Annotated in this window: 15 protein-coding genes; 5 read left to right on the forward strand and 10 right to left on the reverse strand. The window is 68.2% G+C overall.

Annotated features, from left to right (window positions below; translation table 11 throughout):
* Nucleotides 1-34: 34 nt before the first annotated feature.
* Entirely contained in the window at nt 35-1,186 is a 1,152-nt protein-coding gene (locus CAP_RS17930) for a GNAT family N-acetyltransferase (protein WP_044242543.1), read from the reverse strand.
* A gap of 78 nt (nt 1,187-1,264) precedes the next feature.
* A complete protein-coding gene (locus CAP_RS17935) occupies nt 1,265-2,353 on the reverse strand; it encodes a quinone-dependent dihydroorotate dehydrogenase (protein WP_044242545.1) in 1,089 nt (362 codons plus the stop codon).
* Nucleotides 2,354-2,543: 190 nt separating this feature from the next.
* Here CAP_RS17935 and CAP_RS17940 point away from each other — a divergent pair, with 190 nt between their 5' ends.
* Nucleotides 2,544-3,848, forward strand: coding sequence for a M18 family aminopeptidase (locus CAP_RS17940; protein ID WP_044242644.1), 1,305 nt, complete (start codon nt 2,544-2,546; stop codon nt 3,846-3,848).
* A gap of 31 nt (nt 3,849-3,879) precedes the next feature.
* Here CAP_RS17940 and CAP_RS17945 read toward each other — a convergent pair whose 3' ends face one another.
* Nucleotides 3,880-4,995, reverse strand: coding sequence for an agmatinase family protein (locus CAP_RS17945; RefSeq protein WP_063748713.1), 1,116 nt, complete (start codon nt 4,993-4,995; stop codon nt 3,880-3,882).
* Nucleotides 4,996-5,269: 274 nt separating this feature from the next.
* On the opposite strand from CAP_RS17945, the gene CAP_RS17950 reads away from it, so the two are divergent.
* Together CAP_RS17950 and CAP_RS17955 are read left to right on the forward strand one after the other, a co-directional pair.
* On the forward strand, nt 5,270-6,205 hold the full coding sequence (locus CAP_RS17950; RefSeq protein WP_044242546.1) for a fatty acid desaturase family protein: 936 nt from the start codon (nt 5,270-5,272) through the stop codon (nt 6,203-6,205).
* A gap of 45 nt (nt 6,206-6,250) precedes the next feature.
* Nucleotides 6,251-7,012: an MBL fold metallo-hydrolase gene (locus CAP_RS17955; protein ID WP_044242549.1), complete on the forward strand. Its 762-nt coding sequence runs from the start codon at nt 6,251-6,253 to the stop codon at nt 7,010-7,012.
* Nucleotides 7,013-7,285: 273 nt separating this feature from the next.
* Here the strand turns inward: CAP_RS17955 and CAP_RS17960 are convergent, their stop codons facing one another.
* From CAP_RS17960 to CAP_RS17975, 4 genes are all read right to left on the reverse strand, one after another.
* The gene (locus CAP_RS17960; RefSeq protein ID WP_044242648.1) at nt 7,286-7,624 is read right to left on the reverse strand and encodes a con-10 family general stress protein; all 339 of its coding nucleotides are present in this window, start codon (nt 7,622-7,624) and stop codon (nt 7,286-7,288) included.
* Nucleotides 7,625-7,964: 340 nt separating this feature from the next.
* On the reverse strand, nt 7,965-9,050 hold the full coding sequence (gene serC, locus CAP_RS17965; RefSeq protein ID WP_044242551.1) for a 3-phosphoserine/phosphohydroxythreonine transaminase: 1,086 nt from the start codon (nt 9,048-9,050) through the stop codon (nt 7,965-7,967).
* A gap of 324 nt (nt 9,051-9,374) precedes the next feature.
* Nucleotides 9,375-10,007: a hypothetical protein gene (locus tag CAP_RS17970; protein ID WP_052375452.1), complete on the reverse strand. Its 633-nt coding sequence runs from the start codon at nt 10,005-10,007 to the stop codon at nt 9,375-9,377.
* 48 nt (nt 10,008-10,055) lie between these two features.
* The gene (locus CAP_RS17975; protein WP_197041232.1) at nt 10,056-11,204 is read right to left on the reverse strand and encodes an acyl-CoA dehydrogenase family protein; all 1,149 of its coding nucleotides are present in this window, start codon (nt 11,202-11,204) and stop codon (nt 10,056-10,058) included.
* 227 nt (nt 11,205-11,431) lie between these two features.
* On the opposite strand from CAP_RS17975, the gene CAP_RS17980 reads away from it, so the two are divergent.
* Nucleotides 11,432-12,646, forward strand: a complete 1,215-nt coding sequence (locus CAP_RS17980) for an ATP-grasp domain-containing protein (RefSeq protein ID WP_044242554.1) — start codon at nt 11,432-11,434, stop codon at nt 12,644-12,646.
* 7 nt (nt 12,647-12,653) lie between these two features.
* On the opposite strand, the gene CAP_RS17985 is transcribed toward CAP_RS17980, so the two are convergent.
* Nucleotides 12,654-13,697, reverse strand: a complete 1,044-nt coding sequence (locus CAP_RS17985; protein WP_231511547.1) for a rhomboid family intramembrane serine protease — start codon at nt 13,695-13,697, stop codon at nt 12,654-12,656.
* 135 nt (nt 13,698-13,832) lie between these two features.
* Here CAP_RS17985 and apaG point away from each other — a divergent pair, with 135 nt between their 5' ends.
* Nucleotides 13,833-14,216: a Co2+/Mg2+ efflux facilitator ApaG/CorD gene (gene apaG / locus CAP_RS17990; protein ID WP_044242557.1), complete on the forward strand. Its 384-nt coding sequence runs from the start codon at nt 13,833-13,835 to the stop codon at nt 14,214-14,216.
* On the opposite strand, the gene clpA is transcribed toward apaG, so the two are convergent.
* On the reverse strand, nt 14,209-16,509 hold the full coding sequence (clpA, locus tag CAP_RS17995) for an ATP-dependent Clp protease ATP-binding subunit ClpA (protein ID WP_044242655.1): 2,301 nt from the start codon (nt 16,507-16,509) through the stop codon (nt 14,209-14,211). The genes apaG and clpA overlap by 8 nt on opposite strands.
* 6 nt (nt 16,510-16,515) lie before the next feature.
* The gene (gene clpS / locus CAP_RS18000; protein ID WP_044242560.1) at nt 16,516-16,848 is read right to left on the reverse strand and encodes an ATP-dependent Clp protease adapter ClpS; all 333 of its coding nucleotides are present in this window, start codon (nt 16,846-16,848) and stop codon (nt 16,516-16,518) included.
* Between the last annotated feature and the right edge of the window lie 174 nt (nt 16,849-17,022).

Raw genomic sequence — 17,022 nt, forward strand, 5'->3', positions numbered from 1 at the left:
GCAGATCGTCAAGCGAGAGGGGGGGCCTTCTGCGTCAGCGGAAAGCGATGCTCTTGTCCAACGTCTGCGAGACGACGGCTTCGCGCTCGCGTTCGAGGAACTCCCGAACGGCGGCGTCGAGGCGGGGGTGGGCGAGGTGATGGACGCTGTGGGTCACGGTTGGGAGAAAGCCGCGCACCAGTTTGTGGGAGCCGCCCGCGCCGGGTTCGAAGCGCGAGAGGCCGCGGCGGATGCAGTCCTCGACGGGGTGGTAGTAACAGACGTTGAAGTGGAGGAAGGGGCGCTCCTCCGAGGCGCCCCAGTAACGGCCGAAGAGCGCGGTGGGCCCGGCGATGTTGAAGGCGCCGGCGATGGGGCGGGCGCCGTCGCGGGCGAGGACGATCTCGACGCTGCCACGGAGGCGGCTCGTGATCTCCTCGAAGAAGGCGCGGTTCAGGTACTGCCGGCCCCAGGCGAACTTCTCCACGGTGGAGACGTAGTAGGTGAACATGATGTCCACGATCTCGGGGGTGATGTCCGCGCCGCGCAGGGTGGTGAGGGTGATGCCCTGCTGCTCGACCTCGCGGCGCTCGCGCCGGAGCTGGTGGCGGCGCTTGGCGTTGAAGCGGGAGAGGAAGTCGTCGAAGCTCGTGTAGCCGGCGTTCTCGAAGTGGAACTGGATGCCGTGACGGTGGGCCATGCCGGCGTCGGCGAGGGCAGAGGCTTCGTCGGCAGTGGGGAACAGGACATGGGCGCTCGAGATGTCGAGCGCGCTCACGAGCTTTCGCAAGGCCTCGGCGAGCACCGGGAGGAGCTCGGAGCGATCCTCGGGGCGCCGGACGAGGAGGCGGCGGGCGGTGGCAGGGGTGAAGGGGACCGCGACGAGGAGCTTGGGGAAGTAGGGGGCGCCGATGCGGTGGGAGGCGGAGGCCCAGGCATGGTCGAAGACGAACTCGCCTTCGCTGTTGCCTTTGATGTACGCGGGCGCAGCGCCGAGGAGCTCGTCGCCCGACCAGAGGGTGATGTGGTGCGGGAGCCACCCGGCCTCTTCGTCCACGCAGCCGGTCTGTTCGAGGGCGTCGAGCCAGGCCCACGAGAGGAACGGGGCTTCGGCCACGCCGTCGAGCGCGTCCCAGGCGGTGGAGGGGATGTCGCGCATGGATCCGGCGATGCGGACCTCGATCTGGCGTCCTTCTCGCTGCTGCACGTCTGGGGCGCAGCGTACCGCTCGGGTCGGGGAAAGCCAGCGCTGCGTGCCTGAATCAGGGGCTCGTGGGTCGCAGCGCTAGCCGCGCAGGTCGGTGATGGAACGCGCGCCGGACTCTGCCACGCGCGCCGAGAGGTCGCGGGCGATGCGGGCGGGGAGGGAGGGGCCGCCGTAGATGAAGGCGGTGTAGAGCTGGACCAGGTCGGCGCCGGCGCGGATGAGATCGAGGGCGTGATCCGCGGTCTCCACGCCGCCGACGCCGATGAGGGTGGCGTTCGCGCCGAGGCGGGCGCGGGCGCGGCGTACCATGGCGAGGGCGCGGGCGCGGAGGGGAGGGCCGCTCAGGCCTCCGGCGCCGAGGGACTGCACCACGTCGGGAGGGGTGGTCAGTCCGTCGCGGCGGACGGTGGTGTTGGTGGCCACGATGCCCGCGAGGCCGACTTCGTCGACGACGTCGAGCAAGGCGTCGAAGTCCTCGTCGTCGAGGTCGGGTGCCACCTTGACGAGGAGGGGGAGCGCCGCGCCGTGCGCGCGGTTGTCGTCGGCGAGGGCGCCGAGCAGGGCCCTGGCGACGGCGGCGCCCTGCAAGGCGCGGAGGCCCTGGGTGTTGGGCGAGGAGACGTTGACCACCACGAAGTCGGCGGCATCGCGGGCGGCGCGGAGGCTGGTGAGGTAGTCGGCGATGGCGGGCTCGATGGGATCGAGGGGGACCGCGCGGGACTTGCCGATGGAGATGCCCACGGGGATGCCCGCGTGGCGCGCGACGTCACGGGCGCGGATGCGCGTGGAGATGCGCGCGGCGCCCTGGTTGGGGAAGCCGAGGCGGTTGACGAGGGCGCGATCGGCAGGGAGGCGGAACAGGTTGGGGCGCGGGTTCTCGGCCTGGGCGAGCGCGGTGACGGTGCCCAGCTCGAGGAAGCCGAAGCCGAGCGCGGCGATGGCGCGGGCGCGCTGCGCGTTCTTGTCGAAGCCGCCAGCGATGCCGAGGGGGGAGGGGAAGTCGAGGCCCATGACCCGGGTGCGGAGGAGGGGGTCAGGCGCGGTGGAGGAGCGGACGAGGGCGCGCAGGGGCGCGACGTGCTCCAGCGGGGCGAGCGCGAGCATGCCGAGCGTGTGCGCGGTGTGGGCCGGGAGCGCGAAGAGGAGCGGGCGGATCAGGCGGTACATGCGCGCCGCATCGGTAGCACAACCGCCCGAGGTTCGCGGGGAGGGGCTCTGCTATGCTCGGCGCGCCATGGAGACGAAGGAGACGAAGGCGACGAAGGACGCGGGGGAGGCGGGCGCGGGCTCCCAGGGTGAGGATGCGGGGAGCCCGTCGAAGCTGCTCGGGGAGCGCTTCCCGAAGACGGCGGAGGAGCTGCGCGCGCTGCGCGCCCTCGGGGTGACGGCGGCCCGGGACCTTTGCGGGTTCATCGATCGGTCCCCCACGCCCTGGCACGCGACCCGCGAGGTGGCTGCCCGGCTCGCGGAGCATGGCTTCACGGAGCTCGGGGAGCGCGAGGCGTGGACGCTCGCCCCGGGCGACAAGCGGTTCGTGATCCGGAACGGGTCGTCGATCGTGGCGTTCGTCGCGGGGGCGGAGCATCCGGCGCAGGGCGGGTTCCGCCTCATCGGGTCGCACACGGACTCGCCCAACCTCCGCTTGAAGCCCCACGCAGACTTCGTGAAGAGCGGTTACCAGCAGGTCGGCGTGGAGGTGTACGGGGGGGTCCTCTACTCGACGTGGCTCGATCGCGACCTGAGCATCGCCGGCCGGGTGATGGTCCGTCGTCGGGACGGGGCGCTGGAGAGCCGGCTGTTCGACGTGCGGCGCGCGGTGGCGCGGGTCCCGAACCTCGCCATCCACCTGAACCGGGGCGTGAACAGCGAGGGGCTGGTGCTCAATGCGCAGAAGCACCTGGTGCCGGTGCTGGGTCTCGGGAAGGAGTCGGAGCTCAGCGGCCTGCTCGCCCGTGAGCTCGATGTCGGGTCGGAGGCCATCGTGGGGTACGACCTGTGTCTGTACGACGTGGTGCCGGCGGCGGTCGGGGGGGTGTCCGACGAGCTGATCTTCGCTGGCAGGCTCGACAACCTGGCGAGCTGTCACGCCTCGACGCAGGCGCTCATCGCTGCCTCACACGCGCCTGCGGCGGCGACCCGGGGGATCGTGCTGTACGACCACGAGGAGGTCGGTAGCCGCAGCGCCACGGGGGCGGTGGGGACCTTGCTGCGGGATACGCTGACGCGCATCGTGGAGGCGTGGCGCGGGCGCGAGGAGCCCCAGGGGCTGCGCCGGGCGCTGGCGGGCTCCTTGCTGATCTCGGCCGACATGGCGCACGCGGTGCACCCGAACTACGCCGACCACCACGAGCCGCGCCACGCGCCGCAGCTCAACCGAGGGCTGGTGATCAAGTCGAACGCCAACCAGTCGTACGCCACCGACGGGGTGACCGCCGCGCAGTTCACGGAGTTCTGTGGCGAGGTTGGCTTCGCGCCGCAGCGGTTCGTGGTGCGCAGCGATCTCCCGTGCGGGAGCACCATCGGGCCGATCACGGCAGCGGAGCTGGGGATCGCGACGATCGACGTGGGCGCGCCGATGCTGAGCATGCACTCGTGCCGGGAGATGGCAGGCACCCTCGACGTTCACCTGGCGATCGAGACGTATCGCCGCGCGCTCGGCTGAGGAGCTGCCCGGAGGCGCTGTGACGCAGCCCCTAGACGCGGGGCGAGCGCAGCGCCTTTCCGGTGCGATCCTGCGCTGCGTTCGAGGCGCTGGCGCTCGTTTCGAGCTGGGTGACGCGGCTCAGCCCGATCAGCTTGTAGAGGATGCGGGCGCCGACGTTGGCGTCCCACTCGTCTCCGTGCAGCGTCTTCGTGCCGTTGCCCGCATGGAACGAGGGGCCAGGGGCCACCTCGTTCAGATCGAATCCGACGACCCGGCGCCCGCTGCGGCGCAGGCGGGTGAGGAGCGCCATGACCTGGCGGAAGGTGAGCCCACCCGGGACGGGGGTGCCCGTGTGCGGGCCCTGCGAGGGATCGAGGCCGTCGATGTCGAAGCTCACGTACACGTCGCGGGGCAGCGCCTTGATGATGTCGTCGGCGATGGCGTTGAACGGCTCGCCGTCGCAGAGGCGCTCGCCGATGACGGGATCAAAGAAGGGGACGAGGCGCCCCCGAGAGGCCTCGATGAACGCGAGCTCCTCCTCGCACACGTCCCGCAGGCCCACCTGCACGATGGGTCCCACCGAAGGGAGCCGGGTCGCGACGTTGTAGAAGATGGAGGCGTGGGAATCGGTGAATCCCTCGAACGCGTTGCGGAGATCGGCGTGCGCGTCGATGTGCAGGATGCCCAGCCCCGGGTAGCGCTCGGCGTGCGCCGCGATGGTGCCGTAGGGGCACGAATGGTCACCCCCCACGAGGCCCACGATGCGGCCACGCTCCAGCCAGGTGCGGGCGATGGCGGTGATCCGCTCGTTGAGCTTGGCGGAGAGCACGTTCACTCGGGCGACCCGCGCTTCGAGTTCCGGATCGTTCTCGATGAACCCTCCCGCAGCGATCACGGGCTCCGAGGCCGCACACGCTTCGGCGTTCCACCGGACGATGTCCGGGTCCACCTCGAGCATGGCGATGCCGTCTTCCCAGACGCGGCCGTACTGAAGGTCGTACAGGTCCACCTGGTGGCTCGCGCGCAGGATCGCGGCCGGACCGCGCGCGGTGCCTCTTCCGTAGGAGGTCGTAGGTTCCCAGGGGACGGGGATCAGGATGACCTTCGCCTGGTCGGGCGTGTAGTCGAGGCCATAGATGCCGCCGTCCGGGCGGAGGGAGCTCATGGAAGAAGTGCTCACGGCCACCTGACGTTGGCTGCCCCGGTGAGCGCCGTCAAGCGAGGGGCATGAGATCCGTCACCACGTTGCACGGGCATGCGCATCGTCCGGGCTGTCTTGCAGGCTGCGAACTCCGGCACGCAGCGGCGTGGAGCCGTATGCGCAGCGGGAAAGCCGGAAAACGGACGTACATGCGACGCGGCAAATGCGCTACGTAGGGGTCGTCTCCATTCCGTCTGGATCGGCATCTCCGGTCCTACTCAGCGCCGAGGAATCCGTCATGCTTCGCTACCGCGCCGACGTGAAGACGCTCGTGTTCGTGGCGACCTACTTCGCGCTCGTCGCCGTGCAGTGGGTCTACGCGCCCCGTGAGCTGTGGGTGGCCATCCCGCTCCTCGTGCTCACCTGCTGGTTCTCGTTCTTTGGCGCGGTGGCCACGCACAACACCGTGCACTCTCCGGTGTTCCGGCAGCGGTGGTTGAACCGGGTGTTCCAGGTCGTCCTCACCCTGACTTACGGCCACCCGGTGAGCGCCTACGTTCCCGGGCACAACCTCAGCCACCACAAGCACACCCAGACGCGCCGCGACGTGATGCGCACGACGAAGACGCGCTACCGGTGGCACCTGCTGAATGGGCTGCTGTTCTTCGGCATGGTGAGCAAGGACATCCTCACCGCGGACATGCGCTACTTCTTCGCGATGTACCGGCGCAACCCGCCCTGGTTCCGGCAGATGCTGCTGGAGTGGGTGATCTTCCTCGGATCGATGGGGGCGTTGCTCGTGCTCGACTGGAAGAAGTTCCTGCTCTACGTGCTGATCCCCCACCAGTACGCGGCCTGGGGCATCGTCACGATGAACCTCCTGCAGCACGATGGCTGCGACGAGAACAGCGAGTACAACCACTCGCGCAACTTCGTGGGCAAGGTGGTCAACTGGTGGACGTACAACAACGGCTACCACACCATCCATCACATGGAGCCGGGGTTGCACTGGAGCCTGCTGCCAGCGGCGCACGCGCAGCGGGTCGCTCCCCACATCCACCCGAACCTGGATCAGCGTTCGCTTCTCGCCTACCTCTTCTCCACCTTCGTGTGGCCGGCCAAGCGCCTGCGCTACGACGGCACCCCGCTCGTCCTCCCTGGCGAGGGACCCGATGAAGAGTGGATCCCGGGGCCCAAGGAGACCCAGGGAGACCTCGGCGCGGTCCCCGGCTGAGACCCCTCAGCGGCCGGTGGCAGACGCGATAGTCTGCTGCCCACCATGGCATTCTCGGTCAGGGTCGTCGGCGTCGGTGACGCGTTCACCGCCAAGTACCACAACGCATGCCTGCTGCTCGAAGCCGACGGCACGCGGGTGCTCGTCGATGCGCCGCCGGCCCTCGGGCGGGCGCTCGCCGACCTCTCTCGGGGGTCGGGCGAGGCAGTCGGCCTGGAATCGATCGACCATGTGATCATCACCCACCTGCACGGGGATCACGTGGGTGGTCTGGAGCAGCTTCTCTTCTTCCAGCGGTTCGTGACCCGCCGGAAGACCAAGCTGCACGCCATCCCCGAGGTGCTCGCGAGCCTGTGGGACACGCGCCTCCGCGGAGGGATGGAACAGCTCATCGAGCCGAACTCGAAAGAGAGCAGCGCTCCCTACATGACGCGCAAGCTCACGCTCGAGGACTACGCAGAGGTGGAGCCGCTGGGCCCGGGAGTCTCGACCATCGGCCCCTTCCAGGTGACCTGGCGGCCGACGGTCCACCACATCCCGACCTCAGCGCTGAAGTTCTCGCAGGGCGGCCGCACCCTTGGCTACAGCGCGGATACTGCCTTCGACCCGGGGCTCATCGAATGGCTGGTCGGCAGTGACCTTTTTTTTCACGAGACCAACCTCGGCGTGCATACACCGCTCGCTTCGCTGGTCGCTCTTCCCGAGATCCAGCGAGAGCGGATGCGTCTCATTCACTACCCTGATTTCCACGACGTGGATTCGTCGCCGATTCCCTGTGCCAGGGAAGGCGAGCGCCACGACCTGTGATGGGGTGATGATCTCCGAGCCATTCTCGAAGGGCCCGGGAGCCGTACATCTCAGGGCAACATCAGGTGCTCCGAGGGAACACCTGGAGGGGTAGGGTGCTGCGCACGCGCGCGCGGGCGTCATTGCTTTCGCCCGTACGCGCGCGCCCGGCACATCTCCCCCCACCCAGGGGCCCTGGCGCTTCTGGAATGCTGGTTCCTTCAGAGCCCCGCGGGCGCGGACCCCCGTGGGAAGCCAGATCCAGCTTTACCCCTGCTGGCAGGCGCAGACGGTTCAGGTCTGCTCCCGTTCGGGGGCTGCGGGCGGCTGGGACTTCGAGCTTCCGCGCGATTCCCCGCCCTTTCGGCCGATCTCCGCCATGTGCTGGCGGTCGCCGCTGACGGCCTCGCCGCCCTTGCGGCCGATATGGGCCATGTGCTCGCGGTCCTGGCTGACCCGCTCACCGCCCTTGCGGCCGATATCGGCCATGTGCCTGCGGTTCTGGCTCACCGCCTCTCCGCCCTTCTTGCCAGCGGCGCGCGCCTCGTCCTTCGTGAACTCGTGCGCCGTCCCCTTCTCGTGGGCGGCTCGTCCACCCTTGCTGGCGATCTCCCGCTGACGGGCGATGTCCATCGCGGCAAACCCACGCAGCTTCTTCGCGGGGGGCGCCGACGGGGCAGCGGGTGCAGCCGGCCTTTCGGCCGTTGTCGCCGAGGTTTCGTTGGTCGTGTCATCCACCGGGAGCATTCCGCGGTCGTCCATTGTCTCCATCCTCTCTTTATCGGCTCTTGTTTGTAGTGAGTGCAGTTCTCGGAGAAGGTCACTTCCTTCTGACAGTAACTTTGTACCGAGCGAAGCAACGTCAAGCGGGCCACGGCCAATATCGTTGAAATCGTATGCCGGGCACGATGCGCACACGGGGGCCGGTGAACCTGACGGTCCACGTGTGCCTCTCTCGACGAAGACTCCGCCCTCAGCCGCGGGACGCGAAGGCGCGCATGAAGCTCACAAGGAACTCCACAGAGGCCACCTCGACCGCGTTGTAGAGGGAGACGCGAATGCCTCCCGTGGAGCGATGACCTGCCAGTCCAACCATTCCTTCCCGCGCCGCTTCTGCGATGAATCTTTTCTCCAGCTCCTCACTGGGGAGTCGAAACACCACATTCATGAATGAGCGGCTTGCTGCCTCGACGGGCGCTCGGAAAAAATCCGGACGCTCGTCGATGGTGCCGTACAACAATTCGGCTTTACGCCGGTTGCGCCGCTCCACCTCGTCGAGACCACCAGTCTCGACGGTGTAGGCAAGCACGTTCCGGACCAGGTAGATGGCGAAGGTCGGAGGGGTGTTGTAAAGCGAGTTGTTGGTGGCGTGGGTGGCGTACCGGAAGATGGTGGGTATGTCCTTCCGGCCTCCATCGACCAGATCTTTCCGCGCCAGCACAACTGTGAGGCCGCTTGGACCTATGTTTTTCTGCGCACCAGCGTAGATCAGCCCGAAGCGGCGGACGTCGATACGCCTCCACAGAAAATCCGAGGACATGTCTGCCACGAGCGGCACGTCCCCTGTCTCCGGCAGCCAGTGCCACTGGGTGCCGAAGAGGGTGTTGTTCGTGGTCATGTGCACATATGCGGCGTTCGGATCGAGCGTCAGCTCCTCCTGGCGCGGGATGCGCGTATAGCGTTTATCCACCTCGGTGGTCCCTGCGACGCGCACGGTCCCGATGCGTTCCGCCTCCTGGTAGGCCTTCTCCGACCAGCCTCCGGTGATGATGTAATCGGCGCTTCGACCGGCATGCAGGAGGTTCAAGGGAACCACGGCAAACTGGTGGCTCGCTCCGCCGTACTGGAAGAGGACGTGGTAGTCGTCCGGTACATCGAGGAGCTGCCGGAGCAGGGAAATAGCCTCGTTGTGCACGGCCTCGAAGGCCTTGCCCCGGTGGCTGTGCTCGATGATCGACATGCCCGTACCGTCGTGGTCGAGCAGCTCGCGCTGGGCGCGCTCAAGAGCAGGGAGGGGCAGCGCTGCGGGTCCGGCGTTGAAGTTGTGGACGCGGGGCATCTCAGGTTCTCCATGTAGGGCGGGCGAGCCGCTTCGGGAAGTCCCGGACGGGGCTATAGCACGGGTCGTCAGGTCGTCCCGTCAACCGGGCCGTTCATGACGAGGGGGTGCCCGCAAAAAATGCGGGATTGCCGTGCTCCGAAAGGAAACCTCTGTCCCTTCTGGATGCGCTCTTCTGGCTGGTTGTAAGAGACCAAGATAGGGCTCCCTCGCTTGCAAAGATGAGGGGGGCCTTTCAAAAGTGGTGGAGTAAGGCAGAGGCTGCGCGCCAGCCGCATGGAAGCGAATTGCCTCAACAATGTCGATTGAGGCAGAGGCTGCGCGCTACTTGATGCGGAGGCTATCGACGAGCTTGTCGAAATCGGCCCTGGCAGCCGTGACCGTTTTCGCCGGACCGGTGAGCTTGAAGAACCAGGTCACGCCGCCAGGGGTTTCTGCGATGGCACCGAGCAGTGCCCAATTCGTCTTGGGTTCGGTCGGGCCCATTCCAGGCATGCCCGACTTGAAGGTTCCCCCCACCTCGACGACGGTGACCGAGATGTCGCCGACCTTGCGGGTCGTGGTCCGCTTTTCCTCTCCCGGCTTCTGTTCGAACTGGCCCACCCAGCGCTGGACGTTCTGCTCGACGGAGCCACCCGCCTGACTGACGCTGAGCTCGGCATCCTCGGGATCTCCCTCCGCCTTCTTGATCTTGTAGGTGGCCTTGCGCATCGGGCTGGGATTGGGCGCCGTCTCCCAGCCGGAGGGCACGTCCCAGGAGACCTCGGTTCCCCCCTGGGCCGCGGTGGGAGCGGCGGGGTGCCCGCCCGAAAGAGGGGCCACGCCTGGTGGCGGTGCATTGCGCTCGGGCTGGGTGGAGGGAGGCGGTTCGGGGGTCTTGGAGCACGCCGGGGCGGCGGCTGCCAGAGCGACCGCCAGCGCGGCGGCCCGGTGAAAACGGGATCGCAGATGGCTCATCAGGGGCTCCTCGTGAAATTCGGGGGCGGACTCTAGCAGCCCCTGCCGTCAGTAGCCCTCGGTCTTCGAGATCACCTCGTTCATGATCTCCCGCGTCCCACCCCCGATGGGATAGAGGCGCGCGTCCCGGAAGAGCCGTTCCACGACGTATTCCCGCATGTACCCGTAGCCCCCGTGGATCTGGACCGCCTGGTCGCAGACTGCGCTGCACATGTCGGTGGCGGCGTTCTTCGCCATCGCTGCGAGCCCGGTGACCATCTCCCCGCGGAGATGACGCTGCAGCACTTCCTGGGTGAGGGCACGTGCGGCTGCGAGGCGGGTCGCCATGTCGGCGAGCTTGTGGCGGGTCACCTGGAAGCCGCTCACGGACCGGCCGAAGGCCTGGCGCTCCCGCGCGTAGGCCATCGACTCACGGTAGGCCAGCTCCGCGATGGCCACGCAGTTGCTCGCGAGCAGGAGGCGCTCGACGGAGAAGTTCATCATGATCGGGACGAACCCCTGATGCTCTTCTCCGAGCAGGTTCGAGACCGGCACGCGGCACCCATCGAACGCGATCTCCGCCGTATCGGACGCCCACCAGCCCATCTTGGCGAGCTTCCGGCTCACCGTGAAACCGTGCTCGCGCTCGATGACGAGCAGCGAGATGCCCGCATGTCCGTCCCCTCCGGTGCGCACTGCGGTGACCAGGAAGTCGGCGCGGCAACCGGAGGTGATGAACATCTTGGCCCCGCTGACCAGATAGTGGTCACCCTCGCGCACGGCGCGCGTCGTGAGGGAAGCGACATCGCTGCCGCCTCCGGGCTCGGTGATGGCGAGGGCTGCGATCTGCTCGCCGCGGAGCACGGGAGGCAGGAACTTCTGCTTCTGGGCTTCAGTGCCCACCAGAAGGATGGGCGGCAGCGCGATCCGGTGACTCCCCAGGCCCACGGCGACACCCACGCTCTTGCCCTCGAGGATGAACTCTTCGGCCGCGGCGAGCACGTGCGAGAGGTCCCCCCCAGCACCGCCGTAGGTCTCCGGGTAGCCGATACCGAGCACGCCGGCCGCCGCCGCGCTTTCATACAGCGCGCGGGGGAACTCCCCTTGCTCCTCCCAGGCATGCGCGAAGGGGGCGATCTCGGTCCGGGCCCAGCGCCGCGCCGCGCTGCGGAGCGTGGCGTGCACATCGTTCTCGAAGAGGGGGGGCGGCAGGGGCACGGGATCCTCCGAGGCGCAGGGGTTGAGCCGCCTCGTCGGAGCAGCGCTCCGGCCATGGACACCGCCGAGGGGCTGATTCTGAAGAGAGCCAGGACGCTACCACATCGTGGCCAGGCGCCGCCCAGCCGACCTGGCGGCGGCTCCGCCGCGGGAACCTGCCCCGCCGTCCGTTCCCCCCGAGGACTGCCGTCGAGTCGCAGCCGCGCCCATGCTACGAGGCCACGCTCATGGATCCTCACCTCCGGCGCGCGTTCAACCGGGTGTACCGGCCCGAGCTCTACGAGGAGTACATGGGCCGCCTTGAGCAGCGGCTCGGGTGCCCCATCCCCTTCCGGGTAGCAGAGACACCGCTCTTCATCCCGCCCACCCTGCGTGATCGGCTCGCCCGTCACGCCACCGAGATCGTCCGGCAGATCTCGGACCCCATCCTGGTGGCGAAGATGAAGCAGGCCATTCCCTCCAGGCTCGACACGCCCGGCATGGACCCGCTCCCGAACTGTGTTCAGGTGGACTTCGCGATCACCCGCGGCCCGGACGGGGAGCTCGATGGCCGGGTGGTGGAGCTGCAGGCATTCCCCTCGCTCTACGCCCTGATGGTGGTGCAAACGGAGGTCCTCGGCGAGTTGCTGCGCCCTTATCCGGACCTCGACCGGCAGTGGTCGGTCTACTTCAACGGCCTCGATCGAGAGCGCTTCGTCGACCACCTGCGCCGCACCGTGCTCGGCGGTGAGGCGCCCGAGAACGTGGTGCTGGTGGACCTCGATCCACCCGGTCAGAAGACGTACCCCGACTTCGTCGCCACGAAGATGCTCCTCGGCATCGACGCGGTCTGTCCCACCTCTCTCGTCCGGGAAGGTCGCCGCCTGTTCCGCCGGGTGGACGGGAAGCTCGTGCAGGTGCGCCGCTTCTACAACCGGATCGTCTTCGACGAGCTGGAGCGCAAGCGCATCGAGCTCCCGTTCGGCTACACCGAGGAACTCGACATCTCCTGGTGCTCGCACCCGAACTGGTACTGGACCTGGTCCAAGTCCACGCTCCCCTACATCCGGCACGTCGCCGTCCCGCGCGCCTGGTTCGTGAACGAACTGCAGGAGCTTCCGCGGGATCTTGAGAACTTCGTCCTCAAGCCGCTGTTCTCGTTCGCCGGGGCCGGAGTCAAGGTGGACGTCACGCCGGAGGATCTCGCGGCCATCCCGGAGCACGAGCGCTCCGGCTGGCTCCTCCAGGAGAAGATCACCTACGAGCCCGGGCTGGAGATGCCCGATGGCAACCGGGTGAAGGCCGAGGTGCGCATGATGTTCCTGCGCGCACCGGACGAGGCCGAACCGGTGCTCACGCTCAACCTGGTCCGCCTGTCACGCGGCAAGATGCTCGGCGTCGATCAGAACAAGGACCTGACCTGGGTGGGCGGCACGGTGGGCATGTGGCCCGCGGACGGCTGAAGCGGCCCTACCGGATCCACGCAAGCTGCCACGACCCCACCACCAGGAGCGCCGCCACCGCCCCGAGCGCCGGCTGCAGCCAGCGCCGCCGTGACGTCGCCTTGCCGCGCAGCCCGAGACCGGCCGCGAGGCCGATGACACCGCCCACGAGCAGTCCGAACAGGTGCGCTCCGAGGTCTGCGCGCGGGCTCGCCCCGAGGGCTCCGAGCAACGCGAGCCCACCCACGACCGGCGCCACCCTCTGCCAGATGGTCCGCTTCATTCCCGCCGCGTGTGTCCTGTCCAGGAGGAGCTGGGTCGTCACCAGCAGGCCGATGGCACCGAACACCGCGGTCGAAGCGCCGATGGAGGCGTGCCCTTGCCCGAGCACGCCCCGGTGCCACAGCGCATTGGCGACGTTCCCCAGCGCTCCCGAGGTGACGATGGCGAGCGCTGCTCCCCCCGGTCCGAGCCGCCGCTGCACGGCCGAGCCGAAGATGGTCCCCGAGATCACGTTGCCGAGCACGTGGGCCGTGTCTGCATGCAACGTCAGCGCAGTGACCGCGCGCCAGGGCTCCGTCTGGAGCATCATGTCCGCGACCGCCGTCCCGCGGCGGAACCACGCGCTCGCCCCGGCGGCTGGACCGGTGATGGTGAAGAACAACGCGAGAGCCGCGAACACCATCGCTGCGAAGGCCGACTGCGGGTGCCGCGGCCGCTCTCGCTGAGGCCGCGGCGGCCAGTCGCGGTTCTCCGCCTCGTAGCGATCGATGGCCCGCGACGCCTTCAGGTAATCCTCGTCACGAACGAGCAGCACCCAGCCTGCCCGCGTGAGCTGCACGAGGTGCCACATGTCGCTCGACTGGAGCACGAGCGCCCATTCCCGGGCCTTGCGCTGCGCGTGGACCGGCCCGAGCGCGGTGAGCCCATAGCCCGGCCCCGACTCCTCTCCCCCCGTCTCGGTGCCCCCGGCAGGCGGCAACACCGCCGCGCCGATCCACCGCGGCACAGGGGGGGTAGGGGCGGGCGTCGCCAGGCGGGGAACGGGGCTCGGGGTGTTGCGGTCGGTCACGGTTGCCTGAAGGTGCGGACGACCCCGCATGCTGTCAACGACGCGGGTGACGGCATCCGTCCACCATTCGGCTGGCCCTCCGCGGGTTCTGCTCGCCCCTTGTGCGCAGGTGCCGACAGTGGCAGTGCCTTGAGGGTGTCGACCGCCACCACACAGGGCATCCGCGTGACCGTCTCCACGACGTACGTCCCGGCCCAGTCCTCACCTGTCGAGAAGCGCTACGTGTTCGCGTACACCGTGCGCATCGCGAACGAGGGCACCGAACCAGCGCAGCTCCGGACGCGCCACTGGATCATCACCCACGGAACCGGGAAGGTCGAGGAGGTGCGCGGCCCCGGTGTGGTCGGCAAGCAGCCCATGCTCCGACCCGGAGAACACTTCGAGTACACGAGCGGCTGCGTCCTGGAGACGCCCCGCGGCGCCATGCGCGGGACGTACCAGATGTACCGGCCTGACGGGCGAATGTTCGACGCCGAGATCGCCTCGTTCCAGCTCGCGATGCCTCACTCGCTCAATTGACGGCGGCGGCTTCCTCGGCGACCGGAGAGGCCTCCGCGTCGCTCTCCTTCGGCGTGAAGGCGAACACGAACGCCTTGCCGTCGTGGTCGACCTCCACCTTCCCGCCGTTCTCCAGCGCGCCGAACAGCAGCTCGTCCCCGAGGCGCCGCTTGATCTCCTGGTCGATCACCCGGCTCAGCGGGCGCGCCCCGTTCTGCGGATCGTAGCCCTGCTTGGCGAGTTCCTGCCGCGCAGCCTTGGTCACCTCGATGGTCACGCCCTGGTCGCCGAGCTGCGCGCTCAGCTCCAGGACGAACTTGTCGACGATGCTGTCCATCACCGCCGGGTCGAGGGACGAGAACATGATCCGCCCGTCGAGCCGGTTGCGGAACTCGGGGCTGAAGGTGTTCTTGTAAGCGCGGTCGTCGTCTCCCGACACCCCGCGCTGACCGAAGCCGACGCGGACCTGGGTGAGATCCCGCGCGCCCACGTTGCTGGTCATGATGAGGACCATGTGCCGGAAGTCGCTCTTCTTGCCGTTGTTGTCGGTGAGCGTCCCGTGGTCCATCACCTGCAGCAGCACCTGGAACACGTCCGGGTGCGCCTTCTCGATCTCGTCGAGCAGCAGCACCGCGTGCGGCGTCTTCGCGGCCGCCTCCGTGAGCAGACCGCCGCGATCGAAGCCCACGTAGCCGGGCGGCGCGCCGATCAGGCGAGAGACCGTGTGCCGTTCCTGGTACTCGCTCATGTCGAACCGCAGGAAGCCGATGCCGAGCGCCTTGGCGAGCTGCTTCGCGAGCTCCGTCTTGCCGACGCCCGTCGGTCCCGTGAACAGGAAGCTCCCGATCGGCTTCTCTGCCGCGCGCAGCCCCGCGCGGGACAGCTTGATCGCCGTGGCGAGCTGCTTGACCGCCTCGTCCTGCCCGAAGATCACCGACTTCAGGCTCTTCTCCAGGTCCTTGAGCTGGCTCTTGTCGGAGACTGACACCTGCCGCGGCGGGATCTGGGCCATCTTGGCCACCACCTGCTCGATGTCCTCCACGCTGACCACGTAGCCCTCGCCGTGCGCCAGCCGCGCGGCGGCGCCCGCCTCGTCGAGCAGATCGATGGCCTTGTCGGGCAGGCGCCGGTCCTGCAGATACCGGGACGACAGCTTGGCCGCCGCCTCGATCGCCTCCGGCTTGTAAGTCACGGTATGGAACTCCTCGTACCGCTTCTGCAGGCCGCGCAGGATCTGGACCGTCTCGTCCACCGACGGCTCCAGCACCTCGATCCGCTGGAAGCGCCGCGCCAGCGCGCTGTCGCGCTCCAGGTGCCCGCGGTACTCCTGGAAGGTCGTCGCCCCGATGCAGCGCAGCCTCCCCGTGGCGAGCGCGGGCTTGAGCAGGTTCGAGGCATCCATCGTCCCGCCGCTCGCCGCGCCAGCGCCGATGATGGTGTGGATCTCGTCGATGAACAGCACCGCGCCCGGCTGCTTCTCCAGCGCGCGCACCACCGCCTTCAGCCGGTTCTCGAAGTCGCCGCGGTACTTGGTGCCGGCGAGCAGCGCGCCCATGTCCAGCGCGTACACCGTCGCTCCCTTGAGCGGCCCCGGCACCTCTCCCTGCACGATCTTCTGCGCCAGACCCTCCACGATCGCCGTCTTGCCCACGCCCGCGTCGCCGATGAGCAGCGGGTTGTTCTTGCGACGACGCGCCAGCACCTGGATGGTCCGTGAAAGCTCGGCCTGACGGCCCACCAGCGGATCGATCCGCCCCTCGGCGGCCTCCTTGTTGAGGTTCATCGTGAACGCGCCGAGCGGATCCTTCACCGTCTGCGGCGTGCCCTGCTCGCCCTCGGTGCCCTCCGGGCTCTCCTCGCGGAGCGGGTCGTCCTGGCCGGTCTTGGAGATCCCGTGGGAGAGGTAGTTCACCACGTCGAACCGGGTGATCCCCTGCTCGTTGAGGAGCGCCACCGCGTGGCAGTCGCGCTCGGCGAAGATGGCCACGAGGACGTTCGCCCCCTTGAGCTCCTTCTTGCCCGACGACTGCACGTGCATCGCGGCCCGCCCCACCACCCGCTGGAAGCCGAGCGAGAGCGTCGGGGTCGATTCACCTTCCTCGGGCAGCTTCTCCAGCTCTTCCTCGAGGAACTTCTCGATCTTCTTCTTGAGCTGGGTGCTGTCACCGCCGGCGTGGCGGAGCACCTCCGCCGTCTCCTCGTCGAAGAGGAGGGCATAGAGGAGGTGCTCGATGGTGACGAACTCGTGCTTGCGGCGCGCTGCCTCGCGCGTCGCGAGAGAGAAAGCGATCTCGACTTCGGGGCTGATCCGCATGGTCACTCACTCCGGTTCGGCTGTGAGGCGTAGAGGCATCCCGTGTTGCTTGGCGTGATCCGTCACCCGGGCGACCTTCGTCTCGGCGACGTCCTTGGTGTACACGCCAGCGACGCCATGGCCACGGTGGTGCACGCTGAGCATGATGTGGGTAGCTTCGGTCTCGGTGCGGTTGAAGAACTTGACCAGGACGAAGACAACGAAGTCCATCGTCGTGTAGTCGTCGTTGTGCAAGATCACCTGGTAGCGGCGGGGCTTGTCGACCTTGCGATCTCGTTCCGTCGCAAGGTCACCCTGCCGCTCTTCGCGATCTTCACGCTCCTCGGAGTTCTTACTCATAAGGCCGGACGAAAGGATAGCAAGAGGAAGAGCTCCTCCCCAACCCTGCACCGGCCAGCATGACAGGCCGGACCGCAGCGAGCTATCGGGATTGGCCGCAAGAGCGCACGGGTGGCGCGTGCTGCGCCGGCCCGCTGGCGACACCACCCGCAGAGGACGCTCGTGACGTCCTTC

This window comes from Chondromyces apiculatus DSM 436, assembly GCF_000601485.1.
GTDB classification, from domain to species: Bacteria; Myxococcota_A; Polyangia; order Polyangiales; family Polyangiaceae; genus Chondromyces; species Chondromyces apiculatus.